At 72.7% G+C, this 17,136-nt stretch carries 20 protein-coding genes and 1 tRNA gene; 12 read left to right on the top strand and 9 right to left on the bottom strand.

All coding sequences use genetic code 11. The annotated features are described in order from the left end of the window. The first annotated feature begins 39 nt into the window (after positions 1–39). Complete coding sequence (locus HD593_RS07140) at positions 40–750, top strand: FadR/GntR family transcriptional regulator (RefSeq protein WP_185101409.1); 711 nt, start codon at positions 40–42, stop codon at positions 748–750. 1 nt (position 751) lies between these two features. Here HD593_RS07140 and HD593_RS07135 read toward each other — a convergent pair whose 3' ends face one another. Further along, entirely contained in the window at positions 752–1,336 is a 585-nt protein-coding gene (locus HD593_RS07135) for an HD domain-containing protein (protein WP_185101408.1), read from the bottom strand. 49 nt (positions 1,337–1,385) lie between these two features. Between HD593_RS07135 and HD593_RS07130 the strand changes: the two genes are divergently transcribed. Both HD593_RS07130 and HD593_RS07125 read left to right on the top strand, forming a co-directional pair. Continuing rightward, the gene (locus HD593_RS07130; RefSeq protein ID WP_185101407.1) at positions 1,386–2,252 is read left to right on the top strand and encodes a DUF4429 domain-containing protein; all 867 of its coding nucleotides are present in this window, start codon (positions 1,386–1,388) and stop codon (positions 2,250–2,252) included. A gap of 64 nt (positions 2,253–2,316) precedes the next feature. After that, on the top strand, positions 2,317–2,652 hold the full coding sequence (locus HD593_RS07125; protein ID WP_185101406.1) for a hypothetical protein: 336 nt from the start codon (positions 2,317–2,319) through the stop codon (positions 2,650–2,652). Positions 2,653–2,699: 47 nt separating this feature from the next. Here HD593_RS07125 and HD593_RS07120 read toward each other — a convergent pair. The 3 genes from HD593_RS07120 to HD593_RS07110 all read right to left on the bottom strand — a co-directional run bounded on the left by HD593_RS07120 (position 2,700) and on the right by HD593_RS07110 (position 4,387). Then, a tRNA-Lys gene (locus tag HD593_RS07120) sits at positions 2,700–2,776 on the bottom strand. A gap of 44 nt (positions 2,777–2,820) precedes the next feature. Continuing rightward, positions 2,821–3,744, bottom strand: a complete 924-nt coding sequence (locus tag HD593_RS07115; RefSeq protein ID WP_221524639.1) for a nucleoside hydrolase — start codon at positions 3,742–3,744, stop codon at positions 2,821–2,823. Positions 3,745–3,994: 250 nt separating this feature from the next. Beyond that, the gene (locus HD593_RS07110) at positions 3,995–4,387 is read right to left on the bottom strand and encodes an OsmC family protein (RefSeq protein WP_185101404.1); all 393 of its coding nucleotides are present in this window, start codon (positions 4,385–4,387) and stop codon (positions 3,995–3,997) included. A gap of 51 nt (positions 4,388–4,438) precedes the next feature. Here HD593_RS07110 and HD593_RS07105 point away from each other — a divergent pair, with 51 nt between their 5' ends. Both HD593_RS07105 and HD593_RS07100 read left to right on the top strand, forming a co-directional pair. After that, positions 4,439–5,140, top strand: coding sequence for a ferredoxin reductase domain-containing protein (locus HD593_RS07105; RefSeq protein WP_185101403.1), 702 nt, complete (start codon positions 4,439–4,441; stop codon positions 5,138–5,140). 51 nt (positions 5,141–5,191) lie between these two features. Beyond that, on the top strand, positions 5,192–5,995 hold the full coding sequence (locus HD593_RS07100; protein WP_185101402.1) for an FAD:protein FMN transferase: 804 nt from the start codon (positions 5,192–5,194) through the stop codon (positions 5,993–5,995). Positions 5,996–6,012: 17 nt separating this feature from the next. On the opposite strand, the gene HD593_RS07095 is transcribed toward HD593_RS07100, so the two are convergent. Further along, positions 6,013–6,288: a hypothetical protein gene (locus tag HD593_RS07095; protein WP_185101401.1), complete on the bottom strand. Its 276-nt coding sequence runs from the start codon at positions 6,286–6,288 to the stop codon at positions 6,013–6,015. Between the two features lie 132 nt (positions 6,289–6,420). Between HD593_RS07095 and HD593_RS07090 the strand changes: the two genes are divergently transcribed. Both HD593_RS07090 and HD593_RS07085 read left to right on the top strand, forming a co-directional pair. Beyond that, positions 6,421–6,801 carry a phage holin family protein gene (locus tag HD593_RS07090; protein WP_185101400.1) on the top strand — a complete coding sequence of 127 codons (381 nt, stop codon included), beginning with the start codon at positions 6,421–6,423 and terminating at the stop codon, positions 6,799–6,801. Positions 6,802–6,811: 10 nt separating this feature from the next. After that, positions 6,812–8,140, top strand: coding sequence for an aromatic amino acid lyase (locus tag HD593_RS07085; protein ID WP_185101399.1), 1,329 nt, complete (start codon positions 6,812–6,814; stop codon positions 8,138–8,140). A gap of 7 nt (positions 8,141–8,147) precedes the next feature. On the opposite strand, the gene HD593_RS07080 is transcribed toward HD593_RS07085, so the two are convergent. Beyond that, on the bottom strand, positions 8,148–9,137 hold the full coding sequence (locus HD593_RS07080; protein ID WP_185101398.1) for a LacI family DNA-binding transcriptional regulator: 990 nt from the start codon (positions 9,135–9,137) through the stop codon (positions 8,148–8,150). Positions 9,138–9,393: 256 nt separating this feature from the next. Between HD593_RS07080 and HD593_RS07075 the strand changes: the two genes are divergently transcribed. Further along, the gene (locus HD593_RS07075; protein WP_185101397.1) at positions 9,394–10,290 is read left to right on the top strand and encodes an amidohydrolase family protein; all 897 of its coding nucleotides are present in this window, start codon (positions 9,394–9,396) and stop codon (positions 10,288–10,290) included. Continuing rightward, positions 10,287–10,880 (top strand): cysteine dioxygenase, encoded by a 594-nt coding sequence (locus HD593_RS07070; RefSeq protein ID WP_185101396.1) that lies wholly within the window; start codon positions 10,287–10,289, stop codon positions 10,878–10,880. Before HD593_RS07075 ends, HD593_RS07070 begins: the two co-directional genes overlap by 4 nt. On the opposite strand, the gene HD593_RS07065 is transcribed toward HD593_RS07070, so the two are convergent. Both HD593_RS07065 and HD593_RS07060 read right to left on the bottom strand, forming a co-directional pair. After that, positions 10,849–11,517 (bottom strand): (2Fe-2S)-binding protein, encoded by a 669-nt coding sequence (locus HD593_RS07065; RefSeq protein WP_185101395.1) that lies wholly within the window; start codon positions 11,515–11,517, stop codon positions 10,849–10,851. The two genes, HD593_RS07070 and HD593_RS07065, sit on opposite strands and share 32 nt — an antisense overlap. A gap of 19 nt (positions 11,518–11,536) precedes the next feature. Continuing rightward, the gene (locus HD593_RS07060; RefSeq protein ID WP_379478786.1) at positions 11,537–12,703 is read right to left on the bottom strand and encodes a CynX/NimT family MFS transporter; all 1,167 of its coding nucleotides are present in this window, start codon (positions 12,701–12,703) and stop codon (positions 11,537–11,539) included. Positions 12,704–12,777: 74 nt separating this feature from the next. Between HD593_RS07060 and HD593_RS07055 the strand changes: the two genes are divergently transcribed. Beyond that, the gene (locus tag HD593_RS07055; protein WP_379478787.1) at positions 12,778–13,776 is read left to right on the top strand and encodes a LacI family DNA-binding transcriptional regulator; all 999 of its coding nucleotides are present in this window, start codon (positions 12,778–12,780) and stop codon (positions 13,774–13,776) included. Here HD593_RS07055 and HD593_RS07050 read toward each other — a convergent pair. After that, positions 13,773–14,963 carry an MFS transporter gene (locus tag HD593_RS07050; protein WP_312903382.1) on the bottom strand — a complete coding sequence of 397 codons (1,191 nt, stop codon included), beginning with the start codon at positions 14,961–14,963 and terminating at the stop codon, positions 13,773–13,775. The genes HD593_RS07055 and HD593_RS07050 overlap by 4 nt on opposite strands. 59 nt (positions 14,964–15,022) lie before the next feature. On the opposite strand from HD593_RS07050, the gene HD593_RS07045 reads away from it, so the two are divergent. Beyond that, a complete protein-coding gene (locus HD593_RS07045) occupies positions 15,023–15,997 on the top strand; it encodes a DUF5937 family protein (protein ID WP_221524638.1) in 975 nt (324 codons plus the stop codon). A gap of 84 nt (positions 15,998–16,081) precedes the next feature. Beyond that, positions 16,082–17,047: a sugar-binding transcriptional regulator gene (locus HD593_RS07040; RefSeq protein ID WP_185101393.1), complete on the top strand. Its 966-nt coding sequence runs from the start codon at positions 16,082–16,084 to the stop codon at positions 17,045–17,047. Positions 17,048–17,136: the final 89 nt, after the last annotated feature.

Genomic DNA, 17,136 nt, shown 5'->3' with positions numbered 1-17,136 from the left:
AAGATTTCCGGATTGTTACCTGTGATGAAAGGATTCTTCATGACCACAGTCCCGCGTCCGGCGCGCCCGAGCCGCGCCGTCGAGGCCCAGGAGGGCGTCAAGGACCTCATCGTCAGACGCGGGCTGGTGGCGGGCGACCCCCTGCCCACCGAGTCGGAGCTCATGGAGGAGCTCCAGGTCAGCCGCAACTCGGTCAGGGAGGCGCTGAAGGCCCTCCAGGCGGTGGGCATCGTGGACATCCGCCACGGCTTCGGCATGTTCGTCGGCCGCATGTCCCTGGCCGGGCTGGTGGACGAGCTGACCTTCCACAGCCGCATCACCCTCCAGAACGGCGCGAACCACCTCGCCCACCTCGTCGAGATCCGCGAGATCCTGGAGAGCGGCCTCGTCCAGCGCCTGATCGAGCTGGGCCCCGAGGTGGACCTGGCGCCGGTCGCCGACGTCATGGCCAGGATGGAGAGCGAGGCGCAGGCCGGGCTGGTCTCCCCCGAGACCGACCGGCTCTTCCACGACGTCCTCTACCGCCCGCTGGGCAACCCCCTGGTGAGCCGGCTGCTGGGCGCGTTCTGGGACGTCTACTACCAGCTCCGCGACGCGCTCGGCGCCCCCGACGAGCCGCCCGCCGACGTCGCCAGGCGGCACCGCGACATCTACACCGCCGTGCTCAAGGGCGACGTGGACGCCGCCGTGGCCGCCGTGCACGCCCACTTCGAGGGCGTACGCAACCGGACGGCCAGAATCGGCGGCTGACTCACGACGCCGGCCAGCGCTCGACGCGCCGCCACCGCCCGCGCCACTCGGCGAACCACTCGGCGAACCACGGATGCCCCCCGGCCAGCGGCATGACGTACGCCACGGTCTCCAGGTAGTAGCGCCGCTGGAACCGCCACGCCATCCGGTGCAGCTCCTGCACGTTGCTGACCCGATCCGACAGCTTCACCAGGATGGCCCGCGGCGGCGCCTTGACCAGCGAGGCCAGGTAGTCGGCCTTCGAGCCGCCGCGGGGCTTGGTCACCCACCGCACGAGCGCCGCCACCTCGGGCCCGAAGCGCCGCGCGACCTCGCCCTCGGTGCACGGCGTGTCCTCCAGCACGTCGTGCAGCACGGTCGCCACCAGCACCTCCCTGTCGCTCAGCCCCGCGCCGGACACCGCCACCTCCAGCGCCTCCAGCAGGTGCTCGACGTACGGCCGCCCGGTCGGCCGCTGCTGCGAGCCGTGCATGCGCCGGGCGAAGGCGACCGCGTCGCGCAGGGAGGCCACGGTGGGCGCCGGGAGCGCCCGGGTCAGCGGGCCTTCCGCGTGCGCCCAGGACGGCCAGCTCGTGAAGATCTGCATCCCGCTCCTTCGCATGGGTGGTGCCGCGAGCGTGTCCTAGGCTGAGAATATGGCCGAGATCGCTGTCCCAGACGGGTCATGGACGTTCAATGGGGAAATGCTGCGGATCGTCCCCGGTAGCGACAAGGACATCGACGAGCTGCGCAGGACCCTCGGCGAGGTCCGGGTGCCGCTGGAGGCGATCGCCGGCGTGGCCTTCGAGCCCGCGCGCAAGGGCGGCCACCTCCGCCTGCGGCTGCGCAAGGGGGCCGACGCGCTGTTCGACGTGGCGGCCGGAGCGCTCGGCCCGCCCGCGGACCCGTACCGGCTGGCCGTGCCGAAGGCCCGTACGGGCGCGGCCGAGTACTTCGCCGACGAGATCCGCGACACCATGGCCGTCTACCAGACGCCGAGCGGCCCCTGCGACGGCTACCTCCTGCCCGTCCCCGACGTGCCGATCTCGGCGACGGCCGGCGACGGCGCGGCGCTCTTCGACGGCGAGCGCGTCCGGCTGGAGTGGACCGGATGGGCGAGCACGGAGAAGGAGAAGGCGGGCCCGCAGGAGTTCCCGCTGTCCGACATCTCCGGCGTGGAGTGGAAGCCGCAGTCCGGCATGGGGTACGGCACGCTGCGCTTCCGGATCAAGGGCGAGGCGCCGAGCGCCAGGTCGCCGCAGAAGGACCTGCGCTGCGTGTCCTGGGGCATCCAGCGCTTCGGCGGCGCGACGGCCCTGGTCGCCGCGGCCGTGCTGGCCCGCCTGCCGCGCGAGCAGCCCGAGCTCCCCGCCGCCGCTCCCCCGCCGGTCGCCGACGACGTGCACGACGCGGTCCTGCGCCGCCTGGCCGAGCTGGGCCAGCTGCACCGCAGCGGGGTGCTGACGGACGAGGAGTTCGCCACGGCCAAGCAGGCGATGATCCGCCGGCTCCAGGAGTCGTAATCCGCTTTTCCTGTCGCCACTTCTTGCGTACGCTCGACCACGCAGAGTGACTTCGGGAGGGGCAATGATCGGAAGCTCACACCTCGCGGCGGCCGCGGCAGGGGCGGCCTTCGCACTCACGTCGGCGGGGCTGCCGACCTCGGCGTCGGCGGCGGCCACGGTGCTGCGGTGCGACACCTACGTGCACGCCAACGACAACGACCTCGGCATCGCCGCCTGCAGCAACCCCACGGGCCAGACCTGGATCTTCCGGGCCGTGGTGGTCTGCGGCCGGGCGCCGGACGTGGTGGGCGAGTGGGTGACGCTCCCGCCGGGCGGCTACGGGGAGTCGCAAGGGTACTGCGGCGGCATCTTCACCAGCGGGGTCGGGGCCGTCGGCGTGGACGAGCGGCCCGCCTGAGCGGAAAGACGAAGGGCACCGTCATCGGACGGTGCCCTTGTCATGGATGGTGCGCCGCCAGGGACTCGAACCCCGGACCCGCTGATTAAGAGTCAGCTGCTCTGACCAACTGAGCTAGCGGCGCAACAAGAGAAACTCTATCAGCCGCCGGGCAGTGGTCGCGCCGGGTCATCCGAGCCGGGTGGCCAGCTTCTCGTACGCCCCGATCACCAGGTCCCAGAACGCGGGCACGTCCACGGCCGTCGCCACCAGCGCGTTCGGCTCCCGGCCCGCCACCTTGAAGTCGGTCACGGTCATGCCCCGGGTGAACTCCCCGGCCGTCTCGACGTTCACCACGGCCGGCACGCAGGTGAACAGCGCCGGGTCCAGCACGTACGCCACCGCGCACGCGTCGTGGATGGCCGGGCCGCCCTCCGCCGTCACCGTCCCGTAGAACTGCGCGGCCGGCACCAGCAGGTCGGCCAGCCGGCCGAGCGGCCGCATCCGGTCCAGCACCGCGGAGTTGACCACGGCCTTCAGCGTCACGTCCAGGCCGAGCATCGTGACCGTCCACCCGGCCTCGAACACGATCGCGGCCGCCTCGGGGTCGGCCAGCATGTTGAACTCGGCCGCCGGGTTGTGGTTGCCGCGGGTGTAGGAGCCGCCCATGATGACCAGGTCGCGGGCCCACTCCACGACGCGCGGCTCCCGGCGTACGGCGAGGGCGACGTTCGACAGCGGGCCCACGGCCACCAGCGTGATCTCGCCGGGAGCGGCCTTGAGCGTCTCCACGATGAAGTCGACCGCGTGCCCTTCGGACGGCCCCCGCGCCGGCACGGGCAGCACCACGTCGCCGAGTCCGGTGGTGCCGTGCACGGTGGCCCTGACCGTGCGGCGCAGCAGCGCGCCCGCGCTGCCCGGCGTCACGGGCACGTCCCCTAGCTGGAGGAAGTCGCGCAGGGCCAGCGCGTTCGCGGTGGTCAGCTCCAGGTCGACGTTGCCGCCGACCGTGGTGACGCCGACGAGGTCGAGGGAGTCGGCGGATCCGGCCGCCAGGGCGAGGGCGAGGGCGTCGTCGATGCCGGGGTCGCAGTCGATGAGAACTTTCTTCACGTAACCGGAGGATACGCATGGATCGGGCCGGGCAGTTCCCCCAAAGCTGCCCGGCCCGATCACTGGCGGTCCAGGCCGGCGCTTTCCCCCAAAAGCGCCGGCGGTCCCGCACTTGCGAACCGCGGTCCCCCTCCGCGTCCGCATCGGTGAAGGTCCTTCGGCCAGTAGCAGAGCTCCTGACCTGCTACAACGCTACCGAGACGAATGCAACGCTCGCGTCATAACGGGGTCGAATATCTGTCTTATCCGCCTACGGAAGCTCCAACCGCACCTCAGTGCCCTCCTCCAGCGACCGGCTGACCGTGCAGTACTTCTCGTGCACCCGGCCCGCCACCGCCCTGAACACCTCGTCGGCCTCGTCGGAGGGCAGCTCCACGTCGTACGTGATCGTCACCGGGCCGAGCTTGTTCGGCTCGACCTTCTCCGCCTGCACCGTCATCGCCAGGCGCACGAGGCGATGCCCGCGCTTGGCGGTGAGCGGCTCGACGGTCACGATGTTGCACCCGCCCACCGCCGCCAGCAGCAACTCGACCGGGGTGAACACCCCGTCCTCGTCGCCGCCCCCGATGAGCACCTCGGCGCCACGGGCGTTGGTGGCCCGGAATCCGCCCTCTTCAGTCCGCTCGACACGTACGTTAGCCATGTTTCAGACCTTACTCAGGAAGCTTTAATGTTCGTTCAGGATCGTGAAGTCATGGCTAGCGAGGTGAATGTTCGTCAGGGCCCGATCCTCTTCTGGAGCGGGGTCGCGGTGGCCGAGTTCGGCGCGATCGGGCCTGGTTTCGGTTACCCGTGGTCCCCGGCAGCCCTGGCGGCGGCGGCGCTGCTCGTGGCGCTGGGCTTCCTCAGCGTCAAGGCCGCCGACTACCTGCGCACCGAGGAGGCCAGGCAGCGCCTGCGGCTCGGCGGTTACCTCGCGGGCGCGCTGCTGGTGGCGCACCAGTTCAGCTCCACGGCCCACGTGACCAGCCTGAGCCGGGTGGGCTCGCTGCTGCTGTACGCCATGGCGGCGGTCATGGTCGTCTGGAGCCACCAGGTCCCCCAGGAGACGCGGCCGGCCCTGCTGATCGCGGCCGGGCTGGACCCGGGCTCGCTGCGGGAGCGCCTGGCCGGCGCGACGGACACCGTGGCCGTCTACCGCGCCGAGCGCGTCACCGACGAGCTGCGCGACCTGGAGCGGCACTACGGCGTCATCCTCGTGGTGGGCGACGAGCACGACCCTCGGGCCAAGGAGCGCGTGAGCGCCTCCGGGCTGAGCCGCGAGATCCCCGACATCGCCGAGCGCGAGGTGGTCGTGGCGGGACCGCGGCGGTTCAAGCGGTACGTGGGAGGCGCGTTGTCACGCCTTGCCATCCCCAAGTCACAGATTCATTTCAAATCAGGGCAAAAGGTTTAGGCTCACCATACGCCTCACCTGACAGCGTGGGTCACAGGACAAGGAGGCAAGGTGACGACTACTCAGATCGCCCAGTCCGCGACGACGTTCCCAGGCAGCACCCGGGTCGAGATGATCATGGGCCGGCCTGTCAGCGTGGACATCCGTACGGCGCTGCCTGCTCGTGAGCTCACCCCCCTGCTCGATGACGCGTTCGCCTGGCTGAGGTGGGTGGACGACACCTTCAGCCCGGCCAGGCCCGACAGCCAGATCTCCCGGCTCAACCGCGGCGGGACGATCAGGCAGGTGCCCGAGCTGATCGAGGTCCTGCACCGCTGCGACGAGCTCAGCGAGGCCACCGGCGGCTGGTTCGAGCCCCGCATCGGCGGCGTGATCGACCCGTCGGGCTACATCAAGGGCTGGGCGCTGGAGCGGCTGTCGCGGGCCCTGTCCAACGCCGGCGCCGGCGATCACCGCATCACCGCGGGCAACGACATCAGGGTGCGCGGCTCCTCCGCGCCCGGCAGGCGCTGGCGTGTCGGCATCCGCGACCCGCGCACCGACGCCGTACGCAAGGTCGTCTTCGCCCACGACCTGGGCGTCGCCACCTCGGGCGGCTCGGCCGTCGTCGACCCGCACACGGGGCGGCTCGCCGACGGGCCCGGCTCGGTCACCGTGATCGGCCCCGACCTCGGCCTGGCCGACGGCTACGCCACCGCCATCTACGCCATGGGGCCCGTCCGGGGCCGCCGGTTCGCCGCCGACCTCGCGGGGGCGGGGCCGTACGAGACGATGATCATCACCAGGGACGGGCAGGAGATCACCACGCCCGGCTTCCTCGGCCACAGCGGCACGCAGGCCCGCCTCGCCGGCTGACCTCCGCCCGGCCGGCGCTAGGCGTCGGGATGCTTGCGCAGGTAGTCGATGTAGACCGGCCGCAAGGCCTCGCCCAGCTTGCCCTCGCCCGCCGCGATGGCGTCGCTGAGCAGCGCGGAGACCTTGCTGAGGTCGTTGGCGGTCTCGTTGGTGTGACCGCTGGCGGCCTCGGCCGCCGGGATCACCTTCAGCAGCTCCCACAGGAACCCCAGGTCCCCATGGCGTACGGCGTACCGCACCGCCCGCTCGTGCAACTCGTTGGCCGGCAGCGACTCGAGCCCGTTCGCGTCCATTTCGCTCCCTCCCCTGCACGCCTGTTCCCCCGTTGGCGCGACGATAACCGGGACTACGCACAGTGACGGCCGGGCATCGTTCTGACTGCGCCCTCTATCGAGCGCCGATCTCAAGTGGGAGGATCAACCAGCGTGAGATTCATCATCAGAACCCTCGCCGCCGCGGTGGCACTGTGGGTGGCCGTCCAGTTCATCGAGGGCATCGACGTCGACGCCCCCACCAACTCGGCCAGGTACTGGGGCGTACTGCTGCTCGTGGCGTTGATCTTCGGCATCGTCAACGCCATCGTCAAGCCCATCGTGAAGGCACTCGGCTGCGCGGTCATCGTGCTGACCCTGGGCCTGTTCCTCCTCGTGATCAACGCGGCCATGCTGTACCTGACGAGCTGGATCGCCGGCGAGTTCGACATCCCGTTCCACGTCGACAACTTCTACCCGGCGGCGTTCTGGGGCGCCGTCATCGTCAGCCTGGTGAGCTGGCTGCTCGGCCTGTTCATCCCCGACAAGGACTGACCGTCCCTCCATGGAGCTCGACGGTGCCGGCCTGACCTGCGCGCAGGTCCACGAGGTCGCGTACGGCGGGGCCCGGGTCACGATCGCCTCCCTCGATCGGGCCCGGGCCGCGTGGGCCACCGCCAGGGAGCTGACCGGCCCCGTGTACGGCAGGAGCACCGGCGTGGGCGCCAACCGCGACGTCGTGGTGGCGGGCGCGGGCCTCGACCTCGTGCGCAGCCACGCGATCGCCGCCGGGCCGCCCGTCCCGCCCGCCCGGGCCAGGGCCATGCTGGTGGTCCGGCTCAACCAGCTCCTCGCGGGCGGCTCCGGCGTGGACCCGGCCGTGTGCCTCGCGCTGGCCCGGGCGATCAACGACGGCTGCACCCCGCCCCTGCACACGTACGGCGCCATCGGCACCGGCGACCTGACCGCCCTGGCCACCACGGCGCTGTGCCTCCTGGGCGAGCTGCCCTGGCACCACGAACCCTCCGCCGGACCGCTCCCGCCCGGCCCTCGCCACGCCCTCACCTCGGACGACGCGCTGCCGTTCATCAGCTCGGGCGCCGCCACCCTCGCCGACGCCGCCCTCGCCTGTCACCGCCTGGGCCATCTCCTCGACGCGGCCATGGACGTGGCCGTGCTGTCGTTCACCGCCGTGGACGCCTCGCCCGAGCCGCTGGCCGCCGTCGTCCAGGAGGCCCGCCCGCAACCGGGCCAGGCCGCCGTGGCCGCCCGGCTGCGCGGCCAGCTCGCCCACGAGCCCACCATCCGCATCCAGGACCCGTACGGCTTCCGCGCCTTCGCCCAGGTGCACGGCGCCGCCCTCGACACGCTCGGCAGGGCCGTCACCACGATCGAGACCGACCTCAACGCCGCCACCGAGAACCCGCTCTTCGCCGCCTCCCTCGCCTGGCACAACGGCAACTTCCACTCGGCCCCCGTCGCACTGGCGCTCGACGCGCTGCGGGCCGCGCTCGTGCAGACGGCGCAGCTCAGCACGGCCCGCCTGGCCACGCTCATGGACCCGGCCTACACCGGCCGCCTGCCGTTCCTCGCCGACCGGCCGGGCGCCTCGGGCGCGCTGATCCTCGAGTACGTGGCCCAGGACGCCCTGGCCACCCTGCGCCACCTCGCCAACCCGGTGACCACGGGCACGGCGACGATCTCGCGCGGCGTGGAGGACCACGCGGGTTTCGCCACCCAGGCCGCCCGGCACGCCCTGCGCTGCGTGGAGCCCCTGGAGCTCGTCCTGGCCTGCGAGCGCACCGCCGCCATGCGCTCCCTGCACGACCCGGCCCCCGACCGCCCCCTCACGGCGGACCTGGAGGACTCCCGCGCCGCGCTGTCACCCGGCTAGCGGGGCCTCAGGGGACCCGCGCCACCGAGCCGCGCTCCCTGAGCGTGGGCTTCTGCATGACGCGCCGACGCCGGGCCCCGCCGTCGGCCGCCGCCGAGATGAGCCGCACCGCCGCCCGCACGATCCCGTCGATGTCCCAGTCGACGGTGGTGAGCCCCGGTGACAGCAGCCCCGACATCGGGTGATCGTCGTAGCCCATGACGGACACGTCGCCGGGGATCGACAGCCCCAGCTCCTGCGCCGCCGCGTACACGCCGTAGGCGATCGAGTCGGCGAAGCAGAACACGGCGCTCGGCTTGTCGCCGCTGAGCAGCTCGTGGGCGGCCGCGGTGGCCCCTGCCAGCCCGAGAGGGGCGGTGGTGACCTCGATGTCCAGCTCCAGCCGGTCGGCCTCGGCCGTGACGTACACGTCGGCGGGCCGGTCGGGCGTGCTGGCCTGGGTGGAGGTGAGCACGGCGACGCGGCGGTGGCCGAGCGCGCGCAGGTGCTCCAGGGCGAGCGTCACCCCGCTGCGGTTGTCGAAGACGACCTCGCCGGCCGTGCCCGCGATCGAGTCGCCGATCGCCACCACCGGCAGCGACTCGCACAGCTCGGGCCAGAACGCGGCTGCCGGGTCGATCGGCTGCACGATCATGCCGTCGACCCGCTGGTCGCGGAGCTGCTGGGCCAGGGCCCGCTCCCTGGCGGGGTCGCCGAACGCGTCGAGGATGAGGGCGTAGCGGTCCTTCTCCCGCAGCCCCCTGCTGATGCCGACCGCCAGGGACTGCTGCCAGAGATCCTCCAGCGAGCCGCACAGCAGGCCGATCATGCCGGTGCGCCCGCTGGCCAAGGCCCTGGCGATGGGATCGGCCTCGTAGCCGAGCTCGGCGGCGGCGGCGCGCACCCGCTCCATGGTCTCCTCCGACACCTGCAGGCCGCGTAGCGCGTAGGAGACGGCCGCCGGGGACAGGCCTGTGGCCTGGGCCACCTCACGGATCGTCGCTCTCTTGCGAGGCATTACGCCAGCCTATTGCGTGAGACCGACAGAAGCGGTTTCCCTGTCATCGATTTGTCAGGTTTGCCGTCATAAGAAATCCGCGGGCCGCCGCGCCGCGCCGGCCCGTGGCAGCCCTCCGCGAGCGGCACCCGTTGACAAGGGCGTTGTGAAGCGGTTCACTGAACCGTATCACTGAAACGGTTCACAGCATGAACGTCGCAGCACAGGGCGTTTACATGTATTGTGAGTAGGAAATAGCGGAAGGAGGCGGCCGCCGGTGAGCGTGGACGTGCATCAGCACCTGTGGACGAGCGCGTTCGTCGATGCCCTGCGCGCCCGCGACACGCCTCCGTACCTCGACGGGTGGACGCTGGTCCTCGACGGCGAGCCGCCGTACGAGGTGGATCCCGCCGATCACGAGCGGCGCGACACCACCGGGCTGGAGCTGGCGCTGGTGTCGCTGTCGAGCCCGCTCGGCATCGAGTTCCTGCCGCCCGAGGAGTGCTGGCCGCTGCTCGACGCCTACCACGACGGCGCCCTGGCGCTGGGCGAGCCGTACGGGGCGTGGGCGGCCACCTGCCACAGCGAGCCCGACCCCGACCGCCTGGCCAGGGATCTCGACCGCGGGTTCGCGGGGCTGCAGATCCCGGCCACGGCCGCGCCCGACGACGAGCTGCTGGAGGTGCTGACCGGCCGCGACCTGCCGCTGTTCGTGCATCCCGGCCCGGCCGGGCCCGCGATCGGCACCCCGCCGTTCCCGCGCCACGCGCACGCGCCCGCCACGCCGCCGTGGTGGCCCGCCCTGGTGCCGTACGTGCAGCAGATGCACGCGTCGTGGCACTACTTCCACGCCGTCGTCCGCCCCAGGCACCCGCGCCTGCGGGTCTGCTTCGCGCTGCTCGCGGGGCTGGCGCCGCTGCACTCCGAGCGCCTGATCGCCAGGGGCGGCGGCGGGCGCGGCCTGGTCGACCCGGGCTTCTTCGTCGAGACCTCCTCGTACGGCCCCCGCGCCATCGACGCGATCGTCCGCGAGCTGGGCATCGACGTCGTCGTCAACGGCTCCGACGCCCCCTACGCCACAGCACCGGAACCCGGCCTCGGCGCGGCCGCCGACCACGCCATCAAGGTCGTCAACCCCCGTCGCCTCATCAGCGGAAAGGAGACTCGTACGTGAACACTGAGCAGATCCAGGACGGGGGCACCTGTGCCAGGCTTCCCGAGCGCGTGCTCGACCGGCGCGAGCTGCGCGACCTGGTGAACGAGCTGGCCGCGCACCCCGAGGAGTGGCGCGAGCAGGTGGACTTCCCCGCCGACGGCGGCCGTCACTACGCCTCGCTCTACCGCGACGCGTACGTGGACGTGTGGCTGCTGTGCTGGCGCCCCGAGGACGACACGGGCTGGCACGACCACGACATCTCCTCGGGAGCCGTGCACGTGGTCCAGGGCGCGCTGAAGGAGTGCAACCCGCGCATCGGGGGCGAGCACCTGGAGACGGTGGTTCCCGAGGGGCAGTCGTTCTCGTTCGGGCCCGACCACATCCACCGGCTCACCGGGGCGGTGGAGCACAGCGTGTCGATCCACGCGTACTCGCCGCCGCTGTGGCGGCTGGGCCAGTACTCGATCGACGGCACCGGAGTCATGCGCCGGGTCTCGGTGAGCTACGCCGACGAGCTGCGGCCGATGGACAGCGGCCCCGAGCCGGTCGCCCCCGAGCCGGCGGGCGCGGCGGCGGTCAGCCCCGAGCCGGTCGGGTCCGTGGCCTGAGCACGCAGCAGCTCCCGCAGGGCTCCACGCCGGGCAGGGCGATCCACAGGCAGCAGGTCCTGCGGAAGTAGCCGTCGCCGGCGGGCTCCACCAGCCCGTCGAGCGGCGGCCCGAGCTCCTTCAGCAGCTTCATGTAGTCGCCGGGGACGATCGAGGTCAGCGGCTGCGCGATCGCCTCGGCCGTGGAGCCCCACAGCGTGCGCTCGCCCACCCTGGCCAGCGAGCCGATCACCTCGACCAGCGGCCGCTGCGACTCCTCCAGCGACTCGCGGATCGCGCCCGCGCCGGAGCCCCAGCTCACGCGCGTGGCCGCCAGCGTCACCCCGGCGCCGGACACCTTGAAGTACGTCTCCGCCGGCCGCATGACCGGCACCCGCCCGTCCAGCGCCCACCCGAGCGCCATGGGCAGCGTGTGCCAGTAGCCGTAGGTCTTCCAGAACAGCGCCGCGCCGACGTGCCATGGCGCGTTCCAGCGCGCGGCCGTCTCGTCCACCAGCCGCCGGAGCAGCGCGTACGGCTCCCGCAGCAGCTCGCTCACGGGTGTCCAGCTCTCGTCGGGCTCGATGACGAGGCCGGGCTCCACCCCCAGCACCCCGCCGCGCCCGTCGGCCATCCGCTGGAGCGTCTCGGTCAGCACGCTGCAACTCCTGGAGGATCTAGGGGCCGACTCTGCCCAACGTAGCAGGGCGCCCGGCGAACCAGCCCGCCACGAGCTGCCCGGCGAGCACCCCCAGCCCGGCCAGCAGCGGCACCGTCCACCCGCCCGAGACCTGCCGCAGGAACCCGAACAGCAGCGGCCCGAGTGCCGCGATCACGTATCCCACGGACTGCGCCACGGCCGACAGCGCCGTCACCTCTGCGGGATCGGACGGGCGCAGCGCGATGATCAGCAGCGCCAGCGCGAACGAGGCCCCCTGCCCGATGCCGAGAACGATCATCCACAGCCACGGCAGGGTCGTCGGGGCCAGCAGCATGCCCAGGTAGCCGAGCACGGTCAGCACGCCGGCCCCGACCACGTACGGGACCTGCGAGGCTCGCCGGCCGGCCAGGACGGGGACGGCCAGCGAGGTGCCGACCTGGACCGCGTTCGTCAGGCTGAGCAGGTAGCCGGCCTGGTCGGCGGCCAGTCCGGCCTCCAGGAAGATCGTGGGCAGCCAGGCCAGCATGACGTAGAAGGTCAGGGACTGCAGGCCCATGAGGGCGGTGACGTACCAGGTGACGCGGCTGCGCAGCACGGTGCCGAACGGCCGGGGCCCGTTCTGCCCGGCCGGCTGCCTGCGCAGGGCCTGCGGGAGCCAGAGCAGCGCCGCGAGCAGGGCGGGCACGGCGAGCAGGGCGGAGACGCCGCGCCAGCCGTAGCCGGTGGCGTGCTCGATCGGGATGACCAGGGCGGACGCGGCCGCGGCGCCGGCCACCACGCAGGAGACGTAGACGCCGGTCAGGAGGTTGACCCGGGTGGGGAAGTGCTGCTTGACGACGCCGGGCATGGAGACGTTCATGACGGCGATGGCGGTGGCGGCCAGGGCGGAGCCGAGGTAGAGGACGGGCGCGCCGTCCAGGCCGCGCAGCGCGACGCCCGCGGCGATGACCAGCAGGCCCGCCATCAGCGTGCGGTCGAGCCCGATCCGCCGCGCGAGCAGCGGCGTGACCGGCCCGAACACGCCCAGGCAGACCACCATGACCGTGGTGATCGCGCCGCCGCCCGCGGGCGAGAGGCCGACGTCGCTCATGATCTCGTCGAGGAGGGGGGAGATGCCCGCGATGGCCGGGCGGAGGTTGAGCGCGGCCAGGGCGAACCCGGCCACGAGCAAGGCGGATCTCAACGACATAGGGGACCACTCTCGCACAACGCCTTGACAACGTTGTCTGCCCCTCCCGCATGAGACATGATCCAGGCGTGAGACCGACGATGAAGGACGTCGCCTCGGCGGCGGGCGTGGCGCTCAAGACCGTCTCGCGGGTCGTGAACGGCGAGCCCGGCGTGCACCCCGCCACCGCCGAGCGGGTGCGCGCGGCCATCGACCGGCTGGGTTACAGCCGCAACGAGAGCGCTCGGGTGCTGCGCAGGGGCAGGACCGCCACGATCGGGCTGGTCATCGAGGACGTCGCCGACCCGTTCTACTCCGGGCTGAGCCGGGCCGTGGAGGGCGTGGTCATCGACCACGGCTGCCTGCTGCTGAGCGGCTCGTCCGGGGAGGAGCCCGGCAGGGAGCGGGAGCTGGTCGAGACGTTCTGCGCGCGCCGCGTGGACGGGCTGATCATGGTGCCCGCCGGCGACGACCACACGTACCTGCGGCCGGAGCTGGAGGCGGGCACGCCGGTGGTGTTCGCCGACCGGCCGCCGGGCGCGGGGATCGACGTGGACACCGTGCTCACCGACAACGTGGGCGGGGCCAGGCAGGCGGTCCGCCACCTGATGACGCACGGCCATCGCCGGATCGCCTTCCTCGGCGACGACCCGGCCATCTTCACCGCCGCCCAGCGGCTGCGCGGCTACCGCGAGGAGCTGGGCGGGCTGTTCGACGAGCGGCTGGTGTCGATGCGGCCGCCCGCGATGGAGGCCGGCCGCGAGGACCTGGCGCGCATGTTCGCCCTGGACGACCCGCCGACGGCGCTGTTCACCGGCAACGGCCGCCACACCGTGACCACCCTGCGGGCCCTGGAGGGGCGGCGGGTGGCGCTGGTCGGGTTCGACGACTTCGAGCTGGCCGACCTGCTCAGTCCGGGGGTGAGCGTGGTGGCTCAGGATCCGTCCTGGATGGGGCGGGTCTCGGCCGAGCTGCTGTTCCGCCGCCTGCGCGGCGACGGCGGCCCGTCCGAGCACCTCGAGCTCCCGGTACGGCTCATCCCCCGCGGCTCCGGCGAGCTCCCCCCGGAAGACCGGGGAACGGGCTAGGCCCCGACCCGGTCCGGCGCCGGACGCAGCACGCGGGCCAGCGCGAGCGCGACCAGGATCCCCGCCGCGCCCGACACCGCGATGGCCTGCCCCGGCGCGATCACCTCGCCCAGCCCTCCGATCAGCGCCGCCCCCACCGCCTGCCCGGTCATGAGCCCCGCCGACTGCAGCCCGAAAGCCTGTCCGCGCACGTCCTCGGGCACCGCGTCCACGAACCGCCGCTGCAACCCGAGCTGGTACGCCAGCCCCGCCGCCCCCACCGCCGCCAGCGCGGCCGCCCAGCCGATCCCCGGCGAGACGGCGAACCCCAGCCACGGCACCCCCAGCAGCACCGCCAGCGGCAACGACAGCCGCTCCCGCAGCGCGGGCGCCGCGAACCGCCCCACCACGAACTCGCCGGCCGCCATCCCTCCGGCCGCCGCCGCGAGCACCACCCCGGCCTCCCCCTGCCCGCCCAGGTACGGCACCACCATGGCCTCCGCCCCCGCCAGGCACACGCACGGCAGCCAACCGGCCAGGAGCAGCCCCCGCACCCGCCCGTCGGCCAGCAGCCGCCGGTTGACCTGCAGCGTCTGCCGCACCGCCCCTTGGTCACCGGCCTTCCTGGCCGCCCGGTACGGCAGCCCGAACCGCAGCACCAGCGCCGCCACCACCGACAGCCCGGCCGTGACGGCCAGCGCCCCCGGCGGCCCGGCGAAGGTCAGGAACGTGCCCCCGGCGGCCAGCCCCACGATCTGCGCCCCGGCCGAGGCCACGTTCAGGACCGACCGCCCCAGCACGAACGCGTCACCCGGCAGCACTTCCGGCAACATCGCCGCCCGCGCCGCGAAGAACACCGGCGAGAACAGCCCCGTGGCCACCACCAGCGCCAGCATGCCCCACACGGGCAGCCCGGCATAGGCGAGCAGCAGGCAGGTGACCGCCCTGATCAGCTCCCCCGCGATCATCAGCGCCCGCGGCGACAGCCGGTCGGCCAGGGAGAGCAGGAACAGCCCGCCCAGGAAGAACGGCAGCCACCCGGCCATGTACGCCGCGGCCGACAGCCCCGGCGACCCGGTCCGCTCGTACACCAGCACGGACAGGGCGAGCATCTTGATCCCGTCCCCGGCGATCAGCAGCACGAAGCTGCCGAAGATCACCTTGAACTCCCTGACGGCGAACACCTCGCCGAACGTCGCACCCTTCACGCTCACGATGCTGGGTCCGGCCCCTGCTCCGGAGCGACTTCTTCGGATATAACCGAAAGATGCTGGTGACGATCGACGTCGTGCCGCAGGATCTGATGGCGAGCAGGTTCGCGATCTCGCCCCTGATCGAGACCATGCACGCGCAGTGGGTGCTGACGGGCCGCTACCGGGCGGGCGCGCACGGCCCGTGGGTGGCGCGGTGGCGCGAGACGTACCGGGAGCTGGTGCGGCGCCACCCCGTGCTGCGGGCCGCCGGCGCGGTCAGCGGCAACAGGGGGGACGCGAACGTCGACTTCATCGCGCCACCGCCGACCGCCGTGGACGTGCCGTTCGAGGCGGAGCTGGCGGCCATGCGGGCGACCCCGCCGGCGCAGGCGCACGCGGAGGTCGAGCGGGTGCTGGCCAAGCGGCCCCCGGTGGCCCGCTGGGTCAGGCAGCTGCTGCTGGGGCCCGAGGTGGTGGCGCGGTTCGCCGACGCGTACGAGGCGCTGTGGACGGAGATCCTCGCCCACGACTGGCCGCGCCTGCGGGCGATCCTGCAGCGGGACGTGGCCTACCGGGCCGGGCGGCTGGCCGCGTACGGCTGGCAGGCGGCGCTGGAGGACCTCAGCCCGAAGGTGCACTGGCGGGCCGGCGGCCGGATCGAGATCGAGATGAGCTCCTCGGGCACCCACCGGCTCGGCGGCAAGGGGCTGCTCTTCCTTCCGTCGGCGTTCATGGAGACCATCGGCACCTACCTGGAGGACGACTGGCCGTACGCGATGGTCTATCCCGCCAGGGGCATCGCGGCGGCGCCCGCCCCGCCGCCGCGGGACCTGGCCGCGCTGATCGGCCGCAGCCGGGCCCGCATCCTGGCCGAGCTGGCCGAGCCCGCCACCACCACCCAGCTCGCCGCCCTGCTCGGGCAGAGCGTGGGCACCGCGGGCGAGCACATCGCGGCGCTGCGCAGGACGGGGCTGATCACGGGCACGCGTACGGGCCGCAGCGTGTTGTACGCGCGCACGCCTCTCGGCGACGCCTTGCTCAACGGCTAGCCTGTGCTCCGGGAAGCACGAAGCTATAGTTGTTGCGCATCAGTTCTGCAAAAATGTTCACGCACCGCAACCAGGAGCGCGCGAATGAATGCCGCCGACGTCGCACCCGAGGCTCAGGCCAGGTTCCCGCACGAGCTGATGTACGCGGCGGCCCAGCAGTACTACCTGGAGGACGCCACCCAGGGCGACATCGCCAAACGCCTGGGCGTCAGCAGGGCGACCGTGAGCCGGCTGCTCACCGAGGCCCGCAAGCAGGGCATCGTCGAGATCAGGGTGCACCGCCCGGCCGCGCTCGGCGACGGCCCGCTGGCCGCCGAGGTGGCGCGGGCGCTCGGCCTGGACCGCGTCCACCTGGTCCCCAAGGTCAGCGGCCCCGCGCTGGGCCCGTGGCTGGCCCCAGGGGTGGCCCGCGCGCTGGCCACCGTCGGCCTGGAGTCCGGCGACGTCGTGCTGGTCTCCTCCGGCACCACGGTGTACGAGTGCGCCCGCGAGGGCCTCGGCCACTACCCGGGCGTCACGATCGCGCCCGCCGTGGGCGGCCAGGAGGAGCCGCAGCCCTGGTTCCAGACCAACGAGACCACCCGCATCCTGGCCGAGCGCATCGGCGGCGTGCCCGCCTACCTCTACGCGCCCGCGCTGCCGGGCCCGGAGCTGTTCTACTCGCTCCAGCACGAGCCGTCCGTGCGCCGCGTGATGGACCTGTGGGCGCACGCCAAGTGCGCGGTGGTGGGCGTCGGCTCACCCCCGCTGACCAGGCAGATGGTGCCGTCCCTGATGCCCCGCGACGCCGAGGGCCTGCGCCAGGCGGTGGGCGACGTGTGCATGCGCACCTACGACCGCGACGGCGCCGCCGTCACCTACCCGGGCAGCGAGCGGCTGGTGGCCGCGAAGCCGGAGGAGCTGCGCCGCATCCCGCACACGATCGCCGTGGCGGTCGGCGCGGAGAAGGTGCTCTCGATCGTGGCCGGCGCGAAGGGCGGCTACTTCAACCAGCTCGTCACGGACACGCCGACCGCGGAGGGCCTGCTGGCAGCCGCCCACCAACTCTGAACACTTTTGCTGGACAAAGTTTCTGAACGCGCGCTAACGTGAGCCGCACCACAGGGTGTGCGCTCGCGTGAAGGCGTTCCCTGTGTCGG

The sequence above is a fragment of the Nonomuraea rubra genome (assembly GCF_014207985.1).
GTDB classification, from domain to species: Bacteria; Actinomycetota; Actinomycetes; order Streptosporangiales; family Streptosporangiaceae; genus Nonomuraea; species Nonomuraea rubra.
Note: the sequence above shows the minus strand (reverse complement) of the source record. Positions and strands in the feature narration are given on the sequence as shown.

Excerpts from the sequence above, each read along its gene's own strand:
- HD593_RS07135 (WP_185101408.1), bottom strand. The coding sequence starts at position 1,336 with ATGCAGATCTTCACGAGCTGGCCGTCCTGGGCGCACGCGGAAGGCCCG.
- HD593_RS07040 (WP_185101393.1), top strand. The coding sequence starts at position 16,082 with ATGAATGCCGCCGACGTCGCACCCGAGGCTCAGGCCAGGTTCCCGCAC.
- HD593_RS07080 (WP_185101398.1), bottom strand. The coding sequence starts at position 9,137 with ATGCCTCGCAAGAGAGCGACGATCCGTGAGGTGGCCCAGGCCACAGGC.
- HD593_RS07110 (WP_185101404.1), bottom strand. The coding sequence starts at position 4,387 with ATGGCTAACGTACGTGTCGAGCGGACTGAAGAGGGCGGATTCCGGGCC.
- HD593_RS07140 (WP_185101409.1), top strand. The coding sequence starts at position 40 with ATGACCACAGTCCCGCGTCCGGCGCGCCCGAGCCGCGCCGTCGAGGCC.
- HD593_RS07130 (WP_185101407.1), top strand. The coding sequence starts at position 1,386 with ATGGCCGAGATCGCTGTCCCAGACGGGTCATGGACGTTCAATGGGGAA.
- HD593_RS07105 (WP_185101403.1), top strand. The coding sequence starts at position 4,439 with ATGGCTAGCGAGGTGAATGTTCGTCAGGGCCCGATCCTCTTCTGGAGC.
- HD593_RS07085 (WP_185101399.1), top strand. The coding sequence starts at position 6,812 with ATGGAGCTCGACGGTGCCGGCCTGACCTGCGCGCAGGTCCACGAGGTC.
- HD593_RS07095 (WP_185101401.1), bottom strand. The coding sequence starts at position 6,288 with ATGGACGCGAACGGGCTCGAGTCGCTGCCGGCCAACGAGTTGCACGAG.
- HD593_RS07045 (WP_221524638.1), top strand. The coding sequence starts at position 15,023 with ATGCTGGTGACGATCGACGTCGTGCCGCAGGATCTGATGGCGAGCAGG.
- HD593_RS07125 (WP_185101406.1), top strand. The coding sequence starts at position 2,317 with ATGATCGGAAGCTCACACCTCGCGGCGGCCGCGGCAGGGGCGGCCTTC.